The sequence below is a fragment of the Thiothrix subterranea genome, assembly GCF_016772315.1.
In the GTDB taxonomy this organism is placed as follows: domain Bacteria; phylum Pseudomonadota; class Gammaproteobacteria; order Thiotrichales; family Thiotrichaceae; genus Thiothrix; species Thiothrix subterranea.
In genome coordinates this window covers 1,606,420-1,626,102 of record NZ_CP053482.1, presented here as the reverse complement: position 1 = coordinate 1,626,102, position 19,683 = coordinate 1,606,420, and the positions used below count along the sequence as shown (strand labels likewise).

The window sequence follows — 19,683 nt, the reverse complement described above, 5'->3', positions numbered from 1 at the left end:
TCCCGCCGATGAATCAAAGGAGAATGTTATGTTTAAAGCCCTAATACTGAATCAGGTGGAAGGCAAAACCCACGCGGAAGTGCGCCACCTTAACGTGAGCGACTTGCCGGAAGGCGAGGTGTTGGTGGATGTTGCTTATTCCTCGCTCAATTACAAAGACGGCTTGGCAGTGACGGGAACGGGCAAAATTATTCGCGCGTTTCCGATGGTTCCCGGCATTGATTTCGCGGGGACAGTGGCGGAATCCGCTGATGCGCGTTTCAAGGCGGGCGATCCGGTTATCCTCACGGGTTGGGGTGTGGGTGAACGGTATTGGGGCGGTTTTGCGCAAAAAGCACGGGTGAAAGCGGATTGGTTAGTGCCAATGCCTGCGGGCTTGGATGCGAAACAAGCGATGATCATTGGCACGGCAGGCTTTACCGCGATGCTGTGCGTAATGGCGCTGGAAGAGGCGGGCGTGACGCCGGATTCCGGCAAAGTTGTGGTGACAGGTGCGGCAGGGGGCGTGGGCAGCGTGTCGGTATTGCTGTTGGCGCAACTCGGCTATCACGTCGTGGCGGTGTCGGGTCGCCCGGAAACGCAAGATTTCCTCACCGCCTTGGGTGCAAAAGAATTCATGACCCGCGAAGAAATGAGTCGCCCAGCACACCCGTTGGAAAGCCAGAATTGGGCAGGTGCGGTGGATGTTGTTGGCGGTAGCACGTTGGCGCGGGTACTGGCAGAAATGCAGTACGGCGGCACGGTGGCGGCGTGTGGGTTGGCAGGTGGTTTCGAGCTGAATACCACGGTGATGCCGTTTATTTTGCGCAATGTGAGTTTGCGCGGGGTGGATTCGGTGAGTTGCCCGCAGGAACGGCGCGTGAAGGTGTGGGAACGTCTTGCGGCGGCGATGCCGCCGAGTGCGTATGCCGAGCTGGGTTGCGCGATTGCGTTGGAAGAAGTGCCGCAAGCTGCCAAGGATATTTTGGCGGGGCGGATTCAGGGGCGGTTGTTGGTGAATTTGAATTTGTAATGGAGGATGTGACATGACTGCTGTTCACTTTATGTTTACTCCACCGGCGCTGGAATGCCGCGATGCGCTGTCTGCCATTGTGCAAATCGGCGACACGTTGTGGGTTGCCAACGACGAAAGCGTCCATCTGGAACGCCTCAGTGTTCAAGGTTCGGATGTGGATGGAAACCCGCTGTATGCTGCGCATACCCGCTTTGCTTTGCACGATTATTTGTCATTGCCGGTTGCGGCAGATGCTGACGATAACGAAGTCGATGTGGAAGGCTTGGCATATCACGACGGGTATTTGTGGGTGGTGGGTTCGCACAGCCTCAAGCGCAAAAAGCCGCAGTCGGATAAATCCACCGAAAAAGGCATTGAGCGGCTGGTGAAGATTGTCCCTGACCCAAACCGTTACCTGATTGCTCGTATTCCGCTGAACGTGGTAGACGGCATTCCAACATTGCAAACACCGGGCGCACAGTTACCGCTGCACACTAACGGCAATGCGCTGATGGAAGCCTTGCGCGATGATCCGCATATCAAGCATTTCCTGAAAATCCCCGGCAAAGACAACGGCTTTGATGTGGAAGGTTTGGCGGTGATTGGCACACGTTTGTTCCTCGGTTTGCGCGGGCCAGTTTTGCGCGGCTGGGCGATGTTGCTGGAAATCGAGTGTCTGGAAGATGACGACGATCCCACCGTGTTGAAGTTGGCGCAGATTGGCGAGGAAGATCGCCCCTACCGCAAACATTTCCTGCAATTGGATGGTTTGGGAATCCGCGATTTGTGCGTGCAAGGCGAGGATTTACTGATCTTGGCAGGGCCTACCATGAGTCTGGATGGTCCGGTACGGGTTTACCGTTGGCAGGATGGGGCTAAGCCGGATGGGGAAAGCCTGATTCCCCGCGATGTGCTGGAGGTGGTGGCGGAAGTTCCGCACGGTCACGGTGATGATCACGCTGAGGGGTTGTGTTTGTTTACGCAAGATAATGCAGAAACTGCCTTGCTGGTGGTGTATGACAATGCGGCGCAAGGGCGTAAGCGTGGGGAGGATGGGGTGTTGGGGGATGTGTTTACGTTGCCCTCCAGCACATATACCGCATGAATGCTCGCACATCAATCATGTCTCTGGGTTGCAGTTCTTTCAATTCTGCCTTGAGGTGTTCCGCAAAGTTGAGGATGAGCTTGTAAAGTAGCGGGTTTGCATTAGGGTACACCACCAGACCACGGAAGTCGGAAAAATTGCCTGTGCATAAGGTGCTGAATGTGTCTACAAATAAGTATTTTTCTGGTTGCAGCAGAAATGGAAAATAGGTTGCTGTTGTCCACTTGCCTGTGCGGATGCTGAGGAGAAACCACAGAAAACTCCCGAAGCGGGTGGGTAAACTGTATTCCCCATACAGTAAGTTGTGCAATCCCTGTGCGAATACGAAGCTGCCCGGTTCAATACTTAGCCCTCTGATCAAAAATCTTTTTTCATTAGGGGAGAGCATATCGGTGGCATCCACGACTTGTGAAACCCGTTTAACGATTTCCTGATGGTTTTTCTCATCCAGTAATGTTGTTATGGCTTCCTTGCCCAATAAGGTTTGCGCCAGATGCTGGACTTTCAGTATCGGGTTGCGTTCCTGTTTGAGATATTGCTCATCGTAAAAGCCGTCGGGGAATTTGGACAGGAACATCGCTATGCTGGTTGGCAAGTGGCGGCGGATAGTGGGCGTTTGGTTCGGCAGGTCGAATTGCGCAAGCATGTAATCGGAGAGGTGGTCTGCGTCAGCCATGACCAATTCGTCCTGTTCTAGAGAGAGTCTTTTTCTTCCTGCATCGCTGAAAAACACCCGTACTGTGGAGCCGTTTGAATCCTCCAATACCTCGCCAAGACCCCATCCCACATTACTGAAATGTAGTACTTGGTCGTGTTTTTTGTATTTCATCATATTATAGGTAGCCTGCTGGAATAGCGTCCACTTCCTGCGAGAGCGGCACATCGGTTTCGCGCAGGCAGATGACCGCGCCATGCCCTACTTGCCTACCCAACGTTTCCAGCACGGGAAAGTATTTGGCAGCGCTCATGTTCGGGCTGGCAGTTTTCTTGAATTCTACCGGATATAGCGTGTTGTCACGCTCAATCAGCAGGTCGATTTCACGTTGTTCCTTATCACGGTAAAAATACACCGCTGGCGTTTGTCCGTTGTGCCACCAGCTTTTGAGAATTTCTACCAACAGCCAGTTTTCGAGAATTGCGCCGGACATCGCACCCGCTTCCAGCGTTTCCGGCGATGACCATTGGGTGAGGTAAGCGCACAAACCCGTGTCGAGGAAATACAGCTTGGGGGTTTTTAGCAGGCGTTTCGTCACGTTGTTGTGATAGGGCTGTAACAGGTAGACGATGCCGGAAGTTTCCAGAATCGACAGCCATGCTTTGGCGGTTTTCTGGTCGATGTCCACGTCCCGTGCAAGATCGGCGTAGTTGAGCAATTGCCCGGTGCGGGCGGCGGCGGCTCGCAGGAACAGCAGGAAAGCGCGTTCGTCACCTACGCGGGTCAGGTCACGCACATCGCGTTGCAAATAGGTTTGCAGGTAAGCGTTGTAAAACAGGTCACGCGGCAGGGTGTCATCCAGCGCCATGCGCGGGTATGAGCCGCGCCAGATACGGCGGTAAATATCGGGTAGAGGCAGCGGTTTGCCTGCTTGTTGGCGGGCTTGTTCCAGCCATGCGGGAGTGGGCAGGAACGGTTGCGCGGTGTCCGTTTTGCCGTTGATTTCAGCCTGCGAAAGCCCCAACAAATCCAGCACCGCAACCCGCCCCGCCAGACTTTCGGTGATGCCCTGCATGAGGTGGAATTTCTGCGAACCGGTCAGCCAGAACATACCCGGTTGTTTGGCTTTATCCACCAGCAGTTTGATGGCACGGAATAATTCCGGCGCGTACTGGATTTCATCTACGATCACCGGCGGCGGATGGCGTTGGAAGAAGAGCGCGGGGTCGGTACGGGCAAGTGCTGCTTGTTCGGGGTCGTCGAGGGTGACGTAGCGGCGGGTGGGTTCGGCGCAGGCTTCCAGTAGCGTGGTTTTGCCTACCTGGCGTGCGCCGGTTAGCAGCAAGACAGGGAAGGATTGGGAGGCTAGCTGGATGGTTTTCTGCAAAGTTCTGTGTGTAAACATGGGGTTGACCAATCTGGAATATGATTCCAGTTTAGTCGAGCTGTCGAAGGTGAGCAATCAGTATGTTTTTATCATGTCCTTTCGAGTAAATTTAGATATTTTTACCATAAATAAATAGTATAAATTTATCAAAAATTAATTGATGAATGCTCTGCTTCTCCCTATGATGCATTCCATAGAAGTTGAAACAGGAACAGCACAAAATGAAAGTCACTACAGATAAGCCGAAACCGACTAAATTGGTATGTAATATATGGAGACCTCTCATCAGCAGATTGGAGGTAAAAATCAAAGATGCATGTTTGAATAGGGATGCCTTCCTTGATCGGGTTCTAAAATATGAAGCCAAAATGCTAGAAAAAGAAATAACCCAGCCAAACTCGTTAAAGGCAAAACGATATATTTCAGACTCTCTAACAAGAGATATGGTTAAACCTGTAACTTTTTATCTAAGCGAAGAAACAATCACGATTATCAATGAGAAATGCAAAAAATTCAATATACTGAGGGACTGTTTTATTAATCGGGTTATTTTCTTGATGATCGTCCCGGAGAATATAATTAATAACATTTTCTTTAAATTCAATGATGGTGATTATGAGTACGATCAAAAAATGAGTGATTATTGTGATTACACAAGCGATTGTGATGAGAAGTACATATCATGGCAATCTAGCTTGATTGGCATAATTAATGATTATATTGAAGCTGATCCTTTCTGGTACTTACGAAGTTGTCTTTACGGAAAGCAAGAGGAATATAAACTAGAGGGAGCTTCACTATTGCATAGTAAGTCTATTGGTCGTGGAGCACTTGCTAAGTTGCCGGAAGACCAATCATTAGAAACAGCTAACGCCCTCTTTTTGAACTGCTTCCTATCCGATTTTGAGTTGGATATGTATACGTTATTTTATCCGGTTAGTCCAGTTGACCTGCAAAAGGAAAAAGAGGAGCGGAAACAGAAACGCGAACAGATGAAGATGGAACAGAATGATCAAGTAAACAGAAGGATAGTATCCAAATGAACATGACACATCACGCGGCAGCCCGTACCCAGCAACGTTGTATTCCGCCATTGATTGACCAATGGCTCGATCAGTTTGGCGAGAAATCCTATGACGGTCATGGCGGTGTGCGCCTTTACTTTAGCCAATCCAGTGTTCGTACAATGGAACGGACATACGGACGCGAGCCAATTCATAAACTGTTACCCGACTACCGTAATGTGTACAAAGTGGTCAGTACACAAGATGGTCGCACAATCACTGTTGGACATCTTACAAAACGCATCAAGAGAGGCTGATTATCATGCAAGCAGTAACATTAAAATCTACTGATCCAGTGTCAGTAAAGTTCGTCGAACTAATTCACTCGTTAAGCAACATTGCAGATGATTTGAAAATGGCCTGTGCAGAAGCAAGTTTGGAAGGCAATTTCTCTAGAGTTCTTGAACTATCCAAATCTTCAATGGAACTACAAGCTTTTGCTAAAGATACCAGTTTTTTGATGGAGCGCTGGCAAATAGGTATTTCACCACAAACAGTAAAGCCTAAAAAGCCGATAACCCACTCCAAACACCGTGATCATGTTAGTTCCCGTAAACAACTCCATGTAACTTTAGAGGGTAAGGTTTTCCAAAAACCTAAGGCAACAGATACTTTTGTGGATGTTTTAGAGTTTATTGGTCTTGAACGTATTGCTAAGTTGAACAAGCGTTTGTCAGGAGTTTCATTAGTTTCAAAAACAGCCACAATAGACTACCAAAGTCAAAGAAGAGTGGGGATGTGGTATATTACGACTCATTCGTCAGTCAATGATATGAAAAAGCTACTTGATGAAATTGGTAGAGATCTTAACTTATTGATGTCGACAAAGGTGCTAGAACCATCAGTAAAGTAAGTATTATTATAATGCTGACGGCTAAAATAAAACGCTTGCTGATAGGGAAAGTAGCAGGTGTAAGAAGTACGACATACTGCCTCCTTATTGTAGATTCTCCAGCACTTTCTGACATAAGGAAATCTATATTGCAGAAAGTCTTCTTCTTTGATGGCGTGTTGAGCAATATTTGCGCCGCCAATGCCATTTTCATAAAGTAAGGGTTATTTTTGCCAGTTTTCGTCACAAAGTAAGGGATAAATCCGCTCATTTTCGGCACAAAGTAAACCATAACCGTATTAATCTTACCGCCCAACATACTGATCAATCGCCTCCAAACTAAACCCCTGATACGCAAACGCATACCCCGCAAACGCCTGTTCCAGCTTCGCCGCCTTGTGCTGCAATGCTGGAATGCGGATACGCTCAGGGTTCATTTTCACTTCCCCGACCAGCACTTGCTTGTCCAGATCGTTGACCGCGACCACATCAATTTCATTCTGGTTGCCGCGTTCCCAATAGCTGCCAATCTGGTTGTAACGGCCTGTGCCTGCCAACAGGACGTGAAACAGGCGTTCCAATACCATGCCGCTGTAAGTGGAGAGGTCACGTTCCAGAATGCGTTTGATATACGCGAAGTTTTCCGCTTCCACTGCGCTGTTGTTGCGATAAATGAAACGGAACCAGAAATTCAGGAAATTATCCTTGATGAAGTATTTCTGAACTTTGCTGCCTGGCTTGGCGTTGATGGGTTTGCGCACGGCGATGACATCGTATTCATCCTGTAAGCGCACCAGATAACCGCTGACATTGGTGGCAAGGATGGATTCCAGTTCCCCACGCCCGGTTTTGCCGCTCGCCAGCAATTCCAGAATGGAGAAATAAGTGGCGTATTCCTTGCCGAATTCTTCGATCAGCACATGCTTGCCTTCCTCCAAAAACGGCGAGTTTTTGCTGAACACAAAATCCATGATGGCATCGCGCCCATACACGGCATTGTCGTGCAGGATTTCGAGGTAGCGCGGAATGCCGCCCGTCAACAGATACGCATAAAACAGGTTTTCAGGTGTGTATTGCTGCGCATGTTGCAGGATTTCGTAGATGGTTTGCGGCTTGAAGGGTTTCAGGTACAGGAGGCGGTCAGCCCGCCCGAACAGGGGTTCTTTGTTGTTTTGGAAGATTTTGACCATCAGCGAATGCACCGAGCCGACAAACATCAGGTGGATGCGGGTTTGCTGGCGGTACTGATCCCACAGGTTCTGGATTTCTGAATACACCGCCGGAGGTGGCTTGTGCGGTTATCGTCCGCAATTGGGCGAGTTCGTCTTCCCTGCCGTAGAATTGCATTATAGTAACCTAGGTTATCGTAATGCAGGTTACTATAGTTGCTTTTGTGAGAATCCGCGAGTCCCCTAGGCATTTTCCAGCCGAATACGTTAGGATGCGCTTTTTAGCATCTTGGGAGCAGACGGCATGGGTTATCAGCGTCGAGCAGTGATTTGGGTAACGCTAGGCGTAGTCGCTATCGGGTTAGTGGCTTGTAAGCCTGCGCCCGATAATCCTAAACCAAACGCTGGCAAAACAAGCACTGGCGCTGAGTCCGTCACTTGCCCCTCACACCAGTGGGTCAAGGCAAGCAATGGTGTCGAGGTCAATTACGCGCATATCTTTTGCGGCGAGTTGAACAATAAGGGGCGGGTAGTCGGTTTCCATTCGCGCCCGCAAGGTAGTGACCCGCAAACGGTAGCCAAGGTGCGCATCACCCAAAAGCCCAATAAACAAGGGCTTTACGCCGGGCAATGGGAATGGGGTGGCAAGCAGAACGAGAACAAATTTTCCACCTTCTACCCTGACCATTGCACCCCAAGCCAAGTGATTAATACCATCGGGTATGCCGCTCGCAATCAGCAAAATTGCCCGAAAAGTGCGCCCAATTGGGCATGGTGTGGTTTCAATGCGCCGAAACAGGGTGATGCGGCGGCTTACTGCCAGAGTGCCGACGGCACACCGTTTCTGATTGCCGGAGCATCGTCGTCACGCGGCGGTGTTAATACCGCTTTTCCCCTACGCTAAACGCTGCTTGAGGAACAATACCGATGATACATGAACACGAATGGCAGCAATGGCAACAGCAAAGCGCAGGCCACGCCGCCACTGCCGCTTTTTTGTTGCTGGACGTACAAACCAACCTGACGATGCTGGAAACCTTGCAGGCAGCACTCGACAAGATTAAAGAAAATCCCGATGCGGAGCCTTATGTCATCAGTGGTAACAGCTATTTCATCCAACTACAGCCGCAGCAAGTCTTGATTGAAGAACTGTATGGCGATGATTACGCCGAACCTATCGCCATCAGTTTGGATGATTTTGGTGACGCCTTGGGGTATTGGCATACCCAAATCTAGCCATTCGGAATAATCAACACCGGCACTTTGCTATGCTGCGTCACCGTCCGCGCCGTTGACCCTAGCATGGTATGCCCGCTGGCTTGGCGCGTATGGCTACCAATCACGATCAAATCCACCCCGTGCGTTTCGGCGTAATGGTTAATCACATCCGCCGGATTGCCCGCGCTGACCGCAATTTTGTCGATCAGCTCATCCTTGTCCTTGCAAATGTCATCCTCTTCGGCGCAGTAGTTTTTCAGGCGTTCGCGCATGGTTTCAATCACTTGATTCATGCTTTCCTGCTCAATGTCGTGGATTTCCTTGCCCGGCATGTACATCGACAAAATCGCTGTCCCGGTCGAGCCAATCGGCGCAACCGCGTGCAACATAATGATTTTCGCCTTGTGGATACGTGCCAGATTGATCGCCTGCCGGAACACTGGGCGCATGTGCGTACCCAGATTGGTGGCGTACAAAATGGTTTGGAACGGTTTTATTTCACTCATCGTAGATTCCTTACAACATGCCCATCAAGCGCGGCAACCACAAGCTAATAGCGGGCACATACGTGACCAACACCAAGAACCCCAACATGGTCAGCAACCAAGGCCAGACCGCGATGGTCAGCTCGGTAATCCCCATTTTGGTAATTCCCGAAGCCACGTACAGGTTCAAACCCACCGGCGGATGGCACATGCCCACTTCCATATTAACCACCATCAGGATGCCGAAATGCACCGGATCAATCCCCAGCTTCATCGCCATTGGGAATAAAATCGGCGCGAAAATCAGCACGATGCTGGACGGTTCCATGAAGTTACCCGCCATCAACAGCAGCACATTCACTGCCAACAAGAAGATGATCGGCCCCATGCCTTGCGCCAACATCCACTCCGCCAACGATTGCGGAATCTGCTCATTGGTCATAATGAACGAGAACATGACCGCGTTGGTGATGATGTACAGCAACATCGCCGACATGCTGGCAGAATTCAGCAGCACTTTCGGCACATCCTTCAAGCCCATGTCCTTGTACACGAACACCGCCACGATAAACGCATACACCGCACTCATCGCAGCTGCTTCCGTCGGGGTGAAAATGCCGGTGTAAATCCCGCCCATCACCACCACGATCAGCAGCAAGCCCCACATGGACTCGCGGAACGCTTTCGCACGCATCGCAAAACTGGCTTTGGGTTGACGCGGGTAATTGTTTTTCCGCGCCCGATACCAAGTGGTTAAGCCCAAAAACATGGCCAGCAAAAAGCCGGGGACAACCCCCGCCATGAACAGCGCACCCACCGAGGTATTGGTTGCTACCGAATACATTACCATCACGATGGACGGCGGAATCAAAATCCCCAACGCACCCGACGTGGTAATAACACCCGCACCAAATTGCTTCGGGAAACCCGCTTTCACCATCGCAGGCAACAAAATGGCCCCAATCGCCACCACCGTTGCAGGGCTAGAACCGGATACTGCCGCGAACAACGCACAAGCCAATACACCCGCCAGCCCTAAGCCGCCGTGCCAATGCCCGACCATCGACGAGGCAAACACAATCATGCGTTTCGCCACCCCCCCGTGCGTGAGGAAATTGCCCGCGAGGATAAAGAATGGAATCGCCATGATCTCGAACTTCTCAATGCCGGTGAATAGCTTCAACGCCACCGCCTCAATCGGCACGGATGTCATGGTAAACAAGAAGGTCAACACAGTCAGACCAAGCGCGATGGAAATCGGCATCCCGGTCAACATTAGCAGAATTAACAAGCCAAAAATGATTAATGCGCTCATGGTTTTTGCTCCACGACGGGGAAGGGTTCAAGCTCATCCAACCCGTCCACATGCCCGTGGTCGTGGTGGGGCAAATCGCCCGTGCGCCAGAAATTCAGCAACACTTGCACAAAGCGGAAGCACATCAGCGACGAACCCAACGGCACAGCCATGTACACTATCCACGTCGGCCATTCGAGATCAGGGGTGGTCGGGCCTTCATAATGACCCGCTGCGTCCAGCCCCAATGCATTCAGCGCCACATACGCCAGCCCGTTTTCCCACACCATGCGAGCACCCAACATGGCTACAATCCCGGTAAACAAAATACCTGCGGAAAGTGCAACACTGGTCATAATGCGTTGTCTATCCGGTGACAAGCGATTCACCAGCACATCCACCCCAACGTGAATGCCTTGACGCACCCCGTAAGCCGCGCCAAATTTCGCCATCCACACGAACATAATAATGCACAGCTCCTGCGCCCAGCCCATGTTAATGTCGAGTAAAAAATCCTGAAACGCACTCAACGGAAAGCCGGAAGCGTAGCGATGCACCACAGCCACAAAAATCACCAGCGTGGCGGCGGCAATCAAAAACGTAATCAATATTTCTTCGAGATGATCGAGCCACTTCATACATTTCTCCTCCAAAATGTATTAGGGGGAAAGGTAGAGACGCAAGATTTTGCGTCTCTACGGGGGAGGAATGAGCGGGATTATTTGGACGGATCAAACCCAGTCGCTTTGTAAACCGCGTCGATGGTGTCCTTGCCGATCCGCTCTGCCATTTCAGCATGGACAGGTGCAAGGGCTTTTTGCATCGCTTTGGTTTCGTCTTCGGTCGGGGTATAGATTTCGGTTTTGCCAGAGGCTTTTACGGCTTCCAGTGCCTTGTCGTTTTCTTCCTTGGCGATTTGATTGGCGTAGTCGGTGGATTCTTTCAGTGCTTCATCCAGACCTTTGCGCACGTCTTCTGGCAGTTTTTCCCAGAAATCTTTGTTGGTGATGACCGCATAGCCGAGGTAGCCGTGGTTGGTCAACGTGGCGTTTTTCTGCACTTCGTGCATCTTCTGGGTGTAGAGGTTGGAAGGTGGGTTTTCCGTGCCGTCCACAACGCCGGTTTGCAGGGCTTGGTAGGTTTCGCCGAACGCGATCACTTGCGGGTTAACGCCGAGGGCTTTCATTTGCGCTTCCAAGACTTTGGAAGACTGGATGCGCATTTTTAGACCTTTATAATCTTCTGGCGTTTTCAGCGGTTTGTTCGCGCTCATAATTTTGAAACCGTTGTCCCAGAACGCCAGCCCTTTCACGCCTTTGGCTTCGAGTTTGGTCAGTAAGCCAGCACCTACGTCACCTTGGGTGATTTTATGCAGATCATCGTAGCCACGGAAAATGTAAGGCAGGTCGAATACTTCAAAATCTTTCACACCCAATGGGCCGAATTTTGCCAGTGACGGCGCGAGCATCTGGACTGCACCCATTTGCAGGGCTTCCATTTCTTCCTTGTCTTTGTAGAGGGTGCTGTTCGGGTAAACTTCAACCTTGACCGCGCCTTTGGTTTTTTCTTCAGCCAGTGTTTTGAATTTGTCAGCCGCTTTGCCCTTTGGAGTATCCGGTGCAACCACGTGGCTGAACTTGATTACGATGGGGTCAGCAGCGTAGGAATACATACTGAACAAGCCAAGGGCAACAGCGGTAGTTAGGGTTAACAGTGTCTTTTTCATCTCTCTCTCCAAACGAATTACGGTTAAACACCCCATTTGTATTGGAAGAAACGTGCCAACGGCATTGATCGCGGAAAAATCTTTTTATTTTTCTTAATAAACAATGGCTTGATCTGATTGCGTTCGTTGATTTGCGGGGTTGATAAGCCGACGAGCGGCGGATTTCCGCCGAATGCCTAGGAATGAGCTGGCGGATTTCCGCCGCTTAGGTGAGTTGCTGGAAGGTTAGCCCGTATTTCTGCAAATACACCCGCAGGCGGTGCGAATCGTTCGCGCTGGCGCGTTGGGTGCGGCTGACGTTGAACAAGCTGCGCCCCGCATCTGCAAGACTTTTGGCGGTGCGGCACACGCGGATGACTTCAGCCAATTGCACCCGGTCGAAATGGTCGATGGTTTCCAGCACCTCAGCCGCCACGAATTCGCGCAATACGCTATCGGTATTGTTGATGGCTGCCGCCTCCTGAAAACTGCCCCAATCGTAGCGCAAGCGGCGGATTTCCTCCGTCACGCTTTCTTCGGTAATGCGTCCGCCATTCGCCAGCGTTGCCATGCGCGTAATGCTGGAATTGAGGTCGCGGAAATTCGCCCGCCAGGTTGCCGCTGGGGTTTGCGCAAACGCGAGGTATTGTTCCCGCGCCGCTTTGTTGAAGCTGACTTTGTGCCCGACTTTGCGGGTGAATTGCTGCAATTCGTATTCGAGATTCGCCTCCAAATCTTCGAGGCGGTGGCGCAAACCGGGGAGTTCGTATGTCCACAAATTGATGCGTGCCAGCAAGTCTTCGCGGAATTTGCCGTCACGCACGCGCTGGAACAGGTCGCGGTTGGTTCCGGCAATCAGTTGGAAATCGCTGCTGGTTTCCTTGTCGCTGCCGAACGGGGTAAATACTTTGTCTTCGATGGCGCGGAGTAGCATCGCTTGTTCGTCCAGCCCTAGTTCGCCGATTTCATCCAGAAACAACAAACCCTTATCGGCTTCACGCAACAAGCCGCTGCGGGCGGTGAGTGCGCCGGTGAACGCGCCTTTCACATGCCCAAACAGCGCGGACATGGCATTGTCGCCGCGCAAGGTAGCGCAGTTGACTTCCACCAGTTTGCCGCTGACTTGCCCACGCTGCTTTTTCAGTTCGTAAATGCGTTTGGCGAGGCGTGATTTTCCGACACCTGTAGCACCCGTGAGTAGGATGGGCGCGGCGGAGCGGATGGAGACTTGTTCGAGTTGCGCAATCAGGGCGTTGAAAGCGGGGTTGCGGGTGTCGATGCCGCCTTTCAGGTATGCCATGCCTTCCTGTGCTTCGCGCTCGAAGCGGCTGGCAATCTGGTCGTAGCGCGACAGATCGAGGTCGATGATTTGCAGTGTGCCTTGCGTGCTTTCCTTGCTGGGCGAGGTTTGCAAGAGTTTGCCGGGGATGTAATTGGCTTCCGTCAGCAAGAACAGGCAGATTTGTGCGACGTGCGTACCCGTGGTGATGTGGACGTAGTAGTGGTTTTGTTCCGGGTCGAAACGGTAGTGGCGGGTGAAATCGTGGAGCTGGCTGTAAACTTCGCCGAAATCCCACGGGTTGGCGTAGTTGACGACGTGGCTGGTGAAGCGCGTATCGGGGGCAAGTTCGCGCATGTCGCGTAGGGTGATGCCTGCCAGTTCGGCCTCGTCTGCGTGGTGGATTAGCACGAATTCATTCACCGGAAAATCGGGGTGCATGAGGATGCCGACGGAAGGCCGCCAGCGCGAGTGGCGGCGTTTGCCTAAGCCTTGGTGGTCAAGGCGCGAGCCGAGGATGCCGATGACGGTGGTATTCATTTTTGCTGGCATCATTCCCCAGCAATCACTAACGCTTTGTCGATCAGTTTGGGGCTGAGATGAGCATCGGTTTGCTGAATAATTTGCAGATACGGTTTAATAGTGGAAATGAGTTGGTTTTCTTTGGCTAACAGCAAGATACCGACGCTGCCGATAATGTGAATGTCGTTACGCAATGCCGCTTTTCGCGCCCGTAAGTCATCAATGAGCAAGCGGTCGGCATGTTGCTTTTTATACAATGCCATTGCTTGCAGTTCACCATTACCTAACCCTTCGGTGGTAATCACGAAATCGTGTAGATCAATCGTCAACACTTTATCTTGCAAGTAGTGCTGTAGCCTGTCTGCTTGGGGTTTGCCTTGAACAGTTGCTTCCTGAAACACGGCGGGAGGTACACGTACTTCTGCAAACAAAGTGTCCAGCCAGCTCAAACCATCGCACGCGGCTATGGCAACCAGTGGTGAGGTATCGGCAATGACTAGCATCAGCAGGCTAACCGAAAATCAGCCAGCTCGGCTTCCAAGTCTTCGGGCGTGTAGTTGATGGTCGGAATGTCGTGTTTTTTGCACTCTGCCATAAAAGTGTGGCGGTCAACGCCTGCCAGTTCGGTTGCCGCACCAGCGGACAGTTTTCCGGCTTGGAATAGCGCAAGAGCGGCGTATAGCTTGAGAATACTGGCAATTTCCGGCTTGGTTTTATCTACCCCGAAGTATTCGGGGATGTCCATTGTGATTTGCATGTCATTATTCCTAGTGGAAATGTACTGTTTCCATTCTATAGCGGCAACGCCGTCTTATCCACCACCCGCCGCAATACAAAGCTGGAATGCACCCCACTCACCCCCGGTATGCGCGTAATGCGGTTGAGCAGCAATTCCTGATACGCATCCATATCCTTCACCACCACCTTGAGCTGGTAATCGGCGGATTGTCCGGTAATCAGCAGGCATTCGAGGATTTCGGGAATGTCGGCGATACGCGCTTCAAAGGTGTCGAAACGTTCTGGTGTATGCTGATCCATCGAGATGTGGATTAACGCCATCAGCGACAGACCGAGCTTTTTCGCATCCAGCAACGCCCGATAGCCAGTGATGAAACCCGCCTCTTGCAGCAAGCGTACCCGCCGCAAACAGGGCGAAGGCGAAAGCCCAATGCGGTCAGCCAGATCCTGATTGCTGATACAGCCGTTGTCTTGCAGCACTTGCAGGATGTGCCAGTCGTAGCGGTCAAGCTGCATGATTCTTCCATTATTGAGTTGATTTAAGCAATTTACTGCCAATACGATAGGTTTTTACCCCGCAAAACGCAATCGCCTGCCACGCGCTTTATTTTAAACTAAGCGCATTAACCACTAGAGCAGCGTGCCATGTTGAAACAGCCTTCCACCAAATATAAGCCGTTCCCGCCCGTCGTCTTGACTGACCGCCAATGGCCGAGCCGCACTATTACCCATCCACCAATTTGGATGAGTACCGATTTGCGCGACGGCAATCAGGCGCTGTTCGAGCCGATGAATGTTGAACGCAAAATGCGCATGTTCCACACCTTGTGTGACATCGGTTTCAAGGAAATCGAAGTGGCGTTCCCGTCCGCGTCGCAAACCGATTTCGATTTTGTGCGCGAATTGATCGAAGGCAAACACATCCCTGCCGATGTCACTATCGAAGTGCTGACGCAAGCGCGGGAACACCTGATTCGGCGCACGATGGAATCCTTACGCGGCGCACGGCGGGCGATTGTGCATGTCTACAATGCGACTTCCCAGCCGTTCCGCGACACCGTGTTTGGCATGAGCAAGGCGGATGTGTTGGGCATGGCAGTGTCGGCAGTGGAATTGATCAAGCACTTGGCAGCCGACCAACCGGAAACCGAATGGGTGTTGGAATACAGCCCCGAAACCTTTAGCGCCACCGAGTTGGACTTTGCCCGCGAGGTGTGCGATGCCGTGACCGCTGCATGGGGTGCGACACCTGCGAATCCGGTGATTATCAATTTGCCCGCGACGGTCGAAATGGCAACGCCGAATGTGTACGCCGACCAGATTGAATGGATGCACCGCCACCTTGCCCGCCGCGACAGCGTGATTCTCAGCGTGCATCCGCACAACGATCGTGGCACAGCCGTTGCCGCTGCTGAATTGGCGCTGTTAGCCGGGGCCGATCGGGTGGAAGGTTGCTTGTTCGGCAGCGGCGAACGCACTGGCAACGTCGACATTGTGACCTTGGCGTTAAACCTTTACACCCAAGGCATAGCGTCCGGTTTGGACTTTTCCGACATCAACGCAGTGGCACGCACGGCGGAATATTGCACGCAATTGCCGATTCACCCGCGTCACCCGTATGTGGGCGACTTGGTGTTTACCGCGTTTTCTGGCTCGCATCAGGATGCAATCAAGAAAGGCTTGGCGGTGCAAACGCCAGAGTCGTTCTGGAACGTGCCGTACTTGCCGATTGATCCGGCGGACGTGGGCCGCAGTTACGATTCAGTGATTCGCGTCAACAGCCAGTCGGGTAAAGGCGGCATTGCGTATTTGCTGGAAAGTGCTTATGGCATTGTGATGCCGCGCCGCTTGCAGGTCGAATTTTCCAGCGTGGTAAAAGACCACACCGACCAACACGGCTGCGAAGTGAACGCCAGCGACATCTGGGGCATTTTTGCGGCGACGTATTTGCAAACCGCCAAGCCCGTGCGTTATTGCGAACACCATTTGTTTGAACAGGGTAACGCACAAGGCATCCGCTTGGTGATTGAGCGGGATGGCATTCAGCACGAATTGACAGGTACGGGTAATGGGCCAATTGATGCGGCAGTTCATGCCTTGCAGGGGGCGGGGATTCGGGTGCAAGTGCGGAGTTACGAGGAGCGTTCTATTGGTGCAAGCGTGGATGCGGGTGATGCGCAAGCCTGCGCTTTCATTGAATTGCGGCAGGCAGGCGCGGGCAGCAGTGCCGAATGTTACGGCGTGGGCATTGACGGCAATATTATTACCGCGTCCATCAAAGCCTTGGTCAGCGGGGTGAATCGTTTGGTGAAGGAAGTGGGTTAACCAACGATGTCCAGTTGTACGTCAGCAGTGCCATTGAGGAGCAATCCTAACTGTTCAGCGGCGGCTTGCGAAACATCCACGATACGACCCGGTTTGAGTGGGCCACGATCATTGACACGCACAATGACGGATTGTCCGCTTTGCAGGTTGGTAACACGAATGTGTGTACCGAAAGGCAGGTTAGGGTGTGCAGCAGTCATGGCATACATATCGTAGGTTTCCCCACTGGAGGTTGGGCGACCATGGTATTGAATGCCGTAATATGAAGCTTTGCCAATAGTCGATGAGCGGTTGGTTTGTTCTGGGGCGGGCTGATAAACGGCTTGCGGTTTTTCATAGAGGTCGTAGTGCTGCACGTTACTCACTTGGTAAACAAGGTAGTCGGCACTGGCGACACTGCCAAACAATTGAAAGAAAACAAAAATGCATCCAATTAAATGTGCTAAGTAATTGATTGATTTGTTATTTTTCATGATGTTGTTCTCTTCTTGTGTGTTTGTTATTTGATGACTCCATATTTTCATAAAGCAGGTTAATAGAAACGCGCCCCCTAGACAGGCGCAAAAACGCGGGCGATAACCGTAACTGACGGTTGTTATTGGCAGACAAGCGGTAGAAAAAAAGCCGCAAATGACGGACGAACGGCGCTACCAAGCTGCCTATAATTCAAATGGGCATTCTTGACGTATGATGATATATTTGTCTTATAGACAATACGCTTAATGGCTGAAGAGGGTTGCTGTCAATGGCTTTAGCATGGCAGTATGTGTATAAATATATAATAACAATGAGGTTTAGATAATGTTCGTCGATACTTTTCTCATTGATAAGGCACGATTAGGGCTGTCGTGTTTATTGATCTGTGCAATGGCTGGCGAGGTAACACTGGCTGCTGAGGACACCTATAACTGCATTCCCATGAAGGGCGACGCGAATTCAATAAATTCTCTGTATTTTGATCAGTTTCGTTCCGATCAGTCGATGGTTTCTCCACCAACTGCCGCTGCTGCCAATGCGCCAAGCGCTGCCGACAATTTTTACATCGTGCAAAAGGGAGATACTTTGTATGCGATCATGCGTAAATCCGGCATCCCCATCGAGAACCTGATTGTCCTTAACCAACTTCCCTCTAGCCATGAACTAAAAGCCGGTCAAGCCTTGAAGTTACCTGAGTTGGCAAGTACCGCACTGCCTCGGAAACTGCCTGAAATAAGTGCTACCCAACCTTGGTTGTTGCCCAGGGAAGTGACGTCAACCACTACCGGTGGTTCTTCAGAAGCGGTGGATCGTTACGTGGTGAGGGTTGGCGATACACTGTATGCCATTTCCCGCCAAACAGGTGTCAGCATCGAGCGGCTGGTTTCCCTTAATCAGTTGACCGCTTCCAATAACATTAACGCGGGGCAGCAGTTGAGGTTACGTTAGCCACCCGCCCGTTGCCGATTCAGGCGGGCGCATACTTGCGCACCAATGCGGCAAACGAGCTGGGGTTGCGCGAACAAATATGCACCTTGCCGCGACCGCTAAAGCGCAGCACCATGCCTTCGCCGCTGGTAACGCTATTGACCAGATTGCCGAACATACCACCCAAACCGCCGCCGGAACTGCTGGTGGTGACGGAAATTTCGTAATGCAAGGTGCTGTCCCAGCACACGACGTGGGCATTATCAATGGTGAGGTCTTTACCCGGTTCAACGTCCAGCGAGAACATTGAGCCAAAACCGGATACCACCACTTGCCCCGTCCCTGACGTTTCCATGACGAAAAAGCCGCCGGATTGTGCAAATAAGGCATTGCCGATACTTTGGGTACGCACTTTCATTTCTGTGCCGGAGGTAGCGGCGACGAACGCGCCATCATTCAGCAAGTATTGGCGTGCGCCCACGTCGATGATTTCCATGCCACCGGGCAGCGCGGGGGAAAGCAGGCAATCGCCGTCGCCGCGTGTCGCTTCGATGTGTTGCTGGAACAAGGTTTCGCCGTTAGTGAAACGCCGCATCAAAGCGCTGCCTAGCCCGCCGGTCATGCGTCCTTTTAGCTCAAGGTTAGTTTCCATCATCACCATTGCGCCGGATTCGCAATAAATTTTGTCGCCTTTCTGCATGGCAACGTGGAGGAAGGGGTCAACGTCGCCAGTGATGGTAAATACGGTCATGGTGTCGCTCTCTGTTTGAAGGAATGGCTTACCAACGATACGCTGCGCCTGCGTACCCGCCCCACACCGTGCTGCTGTCGATGATCGGGCTGTCCGCAATGGCGCTGCCATAGCTGTTGGCGCTCACACTGCCCACCAAGGTCAAGCGGCGGCTGAGTGGTTTTTCCATTTTAACGCCAACTTTTAGGGCGAGTGAATCATCTGCCTGATAAGCGGGGCGATCGGCTTTGGCTTCAGCCGCATCCACGCCCACGTAGTAGTCGGTGAGGTCGGCGGAAAGCCATTGCAATTCCGCATACGGGCGCAGGTTGAGCGGCGTGTCGGGGTGATGGGTGTAACGCAGTTTGGCTTGTGCGCCTTCGTGGGCGGCGACATCTTGGGCAAGGTCGGCGGAAACCGTGCCGTTGGCGAGTTTCCATGCGCCGCCTACCCGCAGGTTGATGGCACGATCCAGCTTTGCCATGTCTTGCAACACCGCGCTATCGCCGCGTTCGTGATCCCATTCGTCCAGCCCTGCACCGATATAAAACTCGCGTGCGGGCGTGGCGCTGAATGACCACGCAGGGCCTACAATATCAAAGCCGTTTTCTTTGATGATCACAGGTTTGACACCGATTTGCGTGTCGCCACCTACAAATGGCGATTGATCCGCAGTAGCGGCAAGGCCGACATTCCACTGGCGTGGTTCGGCGCTGACAGCGGGCGTTTGCGCGGTTGCTAAGAGAGCGAGTGCGGCACACAATGCGTTCTTCATGT

Annotated in this window: 23 protein-coding genes; 9 read left to right on the top strand and 14 right to left on the bottom strand. The window is 51.9% G+C overall.

All coding sequences use genetic code 11. The features are described 5' to 3' along the window. The first annotated feature begins 28 nt into the window (after positions 1–28). Both acuI and HMY34_RS08000 read left to right on the top strand, forming a co-directional pair. Positions 29–1,012 carry an acrylyl-CoA reductase (NADPH) gene (acuI, locus tag HMY34_RS08005; RefSeq protein WP_202718728.1) on the top strand — a complete coding sequence of 328 codons (984 nt, stop codon included), beginning with the start codon at positions 29–31 and terminating at the stop codon, positions 1,010–1,012. Between the two features lie 13 nt (positions 1,013–1,025). After that, the gene (locus HMY34_RS08000) at positions 1,026–2,099 is read left to right on the top strand and encodes a DUF3616 domain-containing protein (RefSeq protein WP_202718727.1); all 1,074 of its coding nucleotides are present in this window, start codon (positions 1,026–1,028) and stop codon (positions 2,097–2,099) included. Here HMY34_RS08000 and HMY34_RS07995 read toward each other — a convergent pair. Further along, positions 2,068–2,775 (bottom strand): hypothetical protein, encoded by a 708-nt coding sequence (locus HMY34_RS07995; RefSeq protein ID WP_202718726.1) that lies wholly within the window; start codon positions 2,773–2,775, stop codon positions 2,068–2,070. The genes HMY34_RS08000 and HMY34_RS07995 overlap by 32 nt on opposite strands. A gap of 157 nt (positions 2,776–2,932) precedes the next feature. Continuing rightward, the gene (locus tag HMY34_RS07990) at positions 2,933–4,159 is read right to left on the bottom strand and encodes an ATP-binding protein (RefSeq protein WP_202718725.1); all 1,227 of its coding nucleotides are present in this window, start codon (positions 4,157–4,159) and stop codon (positions 2,933–2,935) included. Between the two features lie 203 nt (positions 4,160–4,362). On the opposite strand from HMY34_RS07990, the gene HMY34_RS07985 reads away from it, so the two are divergent. From HMY34_RS07985 to HMY34_RS07975, 3 genes are read left to right on the top strand one after another with little or no spacing between them, the layout of a single operon-like run. Continuing rightward, positions 4,363–5,184 (top strand): hypothetical protein, encoded by an 822-nt coding sequence (locus tag HMY34_RS07985; RefSeq protein WP_202718724.1) that lies wholly within the window; start codon positions 4,363–4,365, stop codon positions 5,182–5,184. Next, positions 5,181–5,462: a hypothetical protein gene (locus tag HMY34_RS07980; protein WP_202718723.1), complete on the top strand. Its 282-nt coding sequence runs from the start codon at positions 5,181–5,183 to the stop codon at positions 5,460–5,462. Before HMY34_RS07985 ends, HMY34_RS07980 begins: the two co-directional genes overlap by 4 nt. 5 nt (positions 5,463–5,467) lie before the next feature. Further along, complete coding sequence (locus HMY34_RS07975; protein ID WP_202718722.1) at positions 5,468–6,058, top strand: hypothetical protein; 591 nt, start codon at positions 5,468–5,470, stop codon at positions 6,056–6,058. A 284-nt stretch (positions 6,059–6,342) separates the two neighbouring features. Here HMY34_RS07975 and HMY34_RS07970 read toward each other — a convergent pair whose 3' ends face one another. Further along, positions 6,343–7,314: an ATP-binding protein gene (locus HMY34_RS07970; protein ID WP_202718721.1), complete on the bottom strand. Its 972-nt coding sequence runs from the start codon at positions 7,312–7,314 to the stop codon at positions 6,343–6,345. A 196-nt stretch (positions 7,315–7,510) separates the two neighbouring features. Here HMY34_RS07970 and HMY34_RS07965 point away from each other — a divergent pair, with 196 nt between their 5' ends. Then, positions 7,511–8,110, top strand: coding sequence for an EndoU domain-containing protein (locus tag HMY34_RS07965; protein WP_202718720.1), 600 nt, complete (start codon positions 7,511–7,513; stop codon positions 8,108–8,110). Positions 8,111–8,133: 23 nt separating this feature from the next. Beyond that, positions 8,134–8,442 carry a hypothetical protein gene (locus HMY34_RS07960; RefSeq protein WP_202718719.1) on the top strand — a complete coding sequence of 103 codons (309 nt, stop codon included), beginning with the start codon at positions 8,134–8,136 and terminating at the stop codon, positions 8,440–8,442. Here the strand turns inward: HMY34_RS07960 and HMY34_RS07955 are convergent. The 8 genes from HMY34_RS07955 to HMY34_RS07920 all read right to left on the bottom strand — a co-directional run bounded on the left by HMY34_RS07955 (position 8,439) and on the right by HMY34_RS07920 (position 14,963). After that, positions 8,439–8,930, bottom strand: coding sequence for a universal stress protein (locus tag HMY34_RS07955; protein ID WP_202718718.1), 492 nt, complete (start codon positions 8,928–8,930; stop codon positions 8,439–8,441). The genes HMY34_RS07960 and HMY34_RS07955 overlap by 4 nt on opposite strands. Before the next feature lie 10 nt (positions 8,931–8,940). After that, positions 8,941–10,224 carry a TRAP transporter large permease gene (locus HMY34_RS07950; protein ID WP_202718717.1) on the bottom strand — a complete coding sequence of 428 codons (1,284 nt, stop codon included), beginning with the start codon at positions 10,222–10,224 and terminating at the stop codon, positions 8,941–8,943. After that, positions 10,221–10,841, bottom strand: a complete 621-nt coding sequence (locus HMY34_RS07945; protein WP_202718716.1) for a TRAP transporter small permease — start codon at positions 10,839–10,841, stop codon at positions 10,221–10,223. Before HMY34_RS07945 ends, HMY34_RS07950 begins: the two co-directional genes overlap by 4 nt. A gap of 80 nt (positions 10,842–10,921) precedes the next feature. After that, on the bottom strand, positions 10,922–11,929 hold the full coding sequence (locus HMY34_RS07940; protein ID WP_202718715.1) for a TRAP transporter substrate-binding protein: 1,008 nt from the start codon (positions 11,927–11,929) through the stop codon (positions 10,922–10,924). Between the two features lie 205 nt (positions 11,930–12,134). Next, entirely contained in the window at positions 12,135–13,742 is a 1,608-nt protein-coding gene (gene rtcR / locus HMY34_RS07935; protein ID WP_323127464.1) for an RNA repair transcriptional activator RtcR, read from the bottom strand. Further along, a complete protein-coding gene (locus HMY34_RS07930; RefSeq protein ID WP_202718714.1) occupies positions 13,739–14,212 on the bottom strand; it encodes a PIN domain-containing protein in 474 nt (157 codons plus the stop codon). Before HMY34_RS07930 ends, rtcR begins: the two co-directional genes overlap by 4 nt. Then, entirely contained in the window at positions 14,212–14,466 is a 255-nt protein-coding gene (locus HMY34_RS07925; protein WP_202718713.1) for a UPF0175 family protein, read from the bottom strand. The genes HMY34_RS07930 and HMY34_RS07925 overlap by 1 nt, the downstream gene beginning before the upstream one ends. Before the next feature lie 35 nt (positions 14,467–14,501). Next, on the bottom strand, positions 14,502–14,963 hold the full coding sequence (locus tag HMY34_RS07920; RefSeq protein WP_407701849.1) for an Lrp/AsnC family transcriptional regulator: 462 nt from the start codon (positions 14,961–14,963) through the stop codon (positions 14,502–14,504). Positions 14,964–15,092: 129 nt separating this feature from the next. On the opposite strand from HMY34_RS07920, the gene leuA reads away from it, so the two are divergent. Then, complete coding sequence (gene leuA / locus HMY34_RS07915) at positions 15,093–16,772, top strand: 2-isopropylmalate synthase (RefSeq protein WP_202718712.1); 1,680 nt, start codon at positions 15,093–15,095, stop codon at positions 16,770–16,772. Here leuA and HMY34_RS07910 read toward each other — a convergent pair. Then, a complete protein-coding gene (locus HMY34_RS07910) occupies positions 16,769–17,245 on the bottom strand; it encodes a septal ring lytic transglycosylase RlpA family protein (protein WP_202718711.1) in 477 nt (158 codons plus the stop codon). The two genes, leuA and HMY34_RS07910, sit on opposite strands and share 4 nt — an antisense overlap. Before the next feature lie 328 nt (positions 17,246–17,573). Between HMY34_RS07910 and HMY34_RS07905 the strand changes: the two genes are divergently transcribed. Then, entirely contained in the window at positions 17,574–18,197 is a 624-nt protein-coding gene (locus tag HMY34_RS07905) for a LysM peptidoglycan-binding domain-containing protein (RefSeq protein WP_202718710.1), read from the top strand. Positions 18,198–18,216: 19 nt separating this feature from the next. Here the strand turns inward: HMY34_RS07905 and HMY34_RS07900 are convergent, their stop codons facing one another. Together HMY34_RS07900 and HMY34_RS07895 are read right to left on the bottom strand one after the other, a co-directional pair. Then, positions 18,217–18,927, bottom strand: a complete 711-nt coding sequence (locus tag HMY34_RS07900; protein ID WP_202718709.1) for a TIGR00266 family protein — start codon at positions 18,925–18,927, stop codon at positions 18,217–18,219. A gap of 28 nt (positions 18,928–18,955) precedes the next feature. Continuing rightward, on the bottom strand, positions 18,956–19,681 hold the full coding sequence (locus HMY34_RS07895; protein ID WP_202718708.1) for a MipA/OmpV family protein: 726 nt from the start codon (positions 19,679–19,681) through the stop codon (positions 18,956–18,958). Between the last annotated feature and the right edge of the window lie 2 nt (positions 19,682–19,683).

What these genes read in the sequence shown, in the direction of transcription:
- acuI (WP_202718728.1), top strand. Translation starts at nt 29, where the DNA reads ATGTTTAAAGCCCTAATACTGAATCAGGTGGAAGGCAAAACCCACGCG.
- HMY34_RS08000 (WP_202718727.1), top strand. Translation starts at nt 1,026, where the DNA reads ATGACTGCTGTTCACTTTATGTTTACTCCACCGGCGCTGGAATGCCGC.
- HMY34_RS07995 (WP_202718726.1), bottom strand. Translation starts at nt 2,775, where the DNA reads ATGGCTGACGCAGACCACCTCTCCGATTACATGCTTGCGCAATTCGAC.
- HMY34_RS07990 (WP_202718725.1), bottom strand. Translation starts at nt 4,159, where the DNA reads ATGTTTACACACAGAACTTTGCAGAAAACCATCCAGCTAGCCTCCCAA.
- HMY34_RS07985 (WP_202718724.1), top strand. Translation starts at nt 4,363, where the DNA reads ATGAAAGTCACTACAGATAAGCCGAAACCGACTAAATTGGTATGTAAT.
- HMY34_RS07980 (WP_202718723.1), top strand. Translation starts at nt 5,181, where the DNA reads ATGAACATGACACATCACGCGGCAGCCCGTACCCAGCAACGTTGTATT.
- HMY34_RS07975 (WP_202718722.1), top strand. Translation starts at nt 5,468, where the DNA reads ATGCAAGCAGTAACATTAAAATCTACTGATCCAGTGTCAGTAAAGTTC.
- HMY34_RS07965 (WP_202718720.1), top strand. Translation starts at nt 7,511, where the DNA reads ATGGGTTATCAGCGTCGAGCAGTGATTTGGGTAACGCTAGGCGTAGTC.
- HMY34_RS07960 (WP_202718719.1), top strand. Translation starts at nt 8,134, where the DNA reads ATGATACATGAACACGAATGGCAGCAATGGCAACAGCAAAGCGCAGGC.
- HMY34_RS07955 (WP_202718718.1), bottom strand. Translation starts at nt 8,930, where the DNA reads ATGAGTGAAATAAAACCGTTCCAAACCATTTTGTACGCCACCAATCTG.
- HMY34_RS07950 (WP_202718717.1), bottom strand. Translation starts at nt 10,224, where the DNA reads ATGAGCGCATTAATCATTTTTGGCTTGTTAATTCTGCTAATGTTGACC.
- HMY34_RS07945 (WP_202718716.1), bottom strand. Translation starts at nt 10,841, where the DNA reads ATGAAGTGGCTCGATCATCTCGAAGAAATATTGATTACGTTTTTGATT.
- HMY34_RS07940 (WP_202718715.1), bottom strand. Translation starts at nt 11,929, where the DNA reads ATGAAAAAGACACTGTTAACCCTAACTACCGCTGTTGCCCTTGGCTTG.
- rtcR (WP_323127464.1), bottom strand. Translation starts at nt 13,742, where the DNA reads ATGATGCCAGCAAAAATGAATACCACCGTCATCGGCATCCTCGGCTCG.
- HMY34_RS07930 (WP_202718714.1), bottom strand. Translation starts at nt 14,212, where the DNA reads ATGCTAGTCATTGCCGATACCTCACCACTGGTTGCCATAGCCGCGTGC.
- HMY34_RS07925 (WP_202718713.1), bottom strand. Translation starts at nt 14,466, where the DNA reads ATGCAAATCACAATGGACATCCCCGAATACTTCGGGGTAGATAAAACC.
- HMY34_RS07920 (WP_407701849.1), bottom strand. Translation starts at nt 14,963, where the DNA reads ATGCAGCTTGACCGCTACGACTGGCACATCCTGCAAGTGCTGCAAGAC.
- leuA (WP_202718712.1), top strand. Translation starts at nt 15,093, where the DNA reads ATGTTGAAACAGCCTTCCACCAAATATAAGCCGTTCCCGCCCGTCGTC.
- HMY34_RS07910 (WP_202718711.1), bottom strand. Translation starts at nt 17,245, where the DNA reads ATGAAAAATAACAAATCAATCAATTACTTAGCACATTTAATTGGATGC.
- HMY34_RS07905 (WP_202718710.1), top strand. Translation starts at nt 17,574, where the DNA reads ATGTTCGTCGATACTTTTCTCATTGATAAGGCACGATTAGGGCTGTCG.
- HMY34_RS07900 (WP_202718709.1), bottom strand. Translation starts at nt 18,927, where the DNA reads ATGACCGTATTTACCATCACTGGCGACGTTGACCCCTTCCTCCACGTT.
- HMY34_RS07895 (WP_202718708.1), bottom strand. Translation starts at nt 19,681, where the DNA reads ATGAAGAACGCATTGTGTGCCGCACTCGCTCTCTTAGCAACCGCGCAA.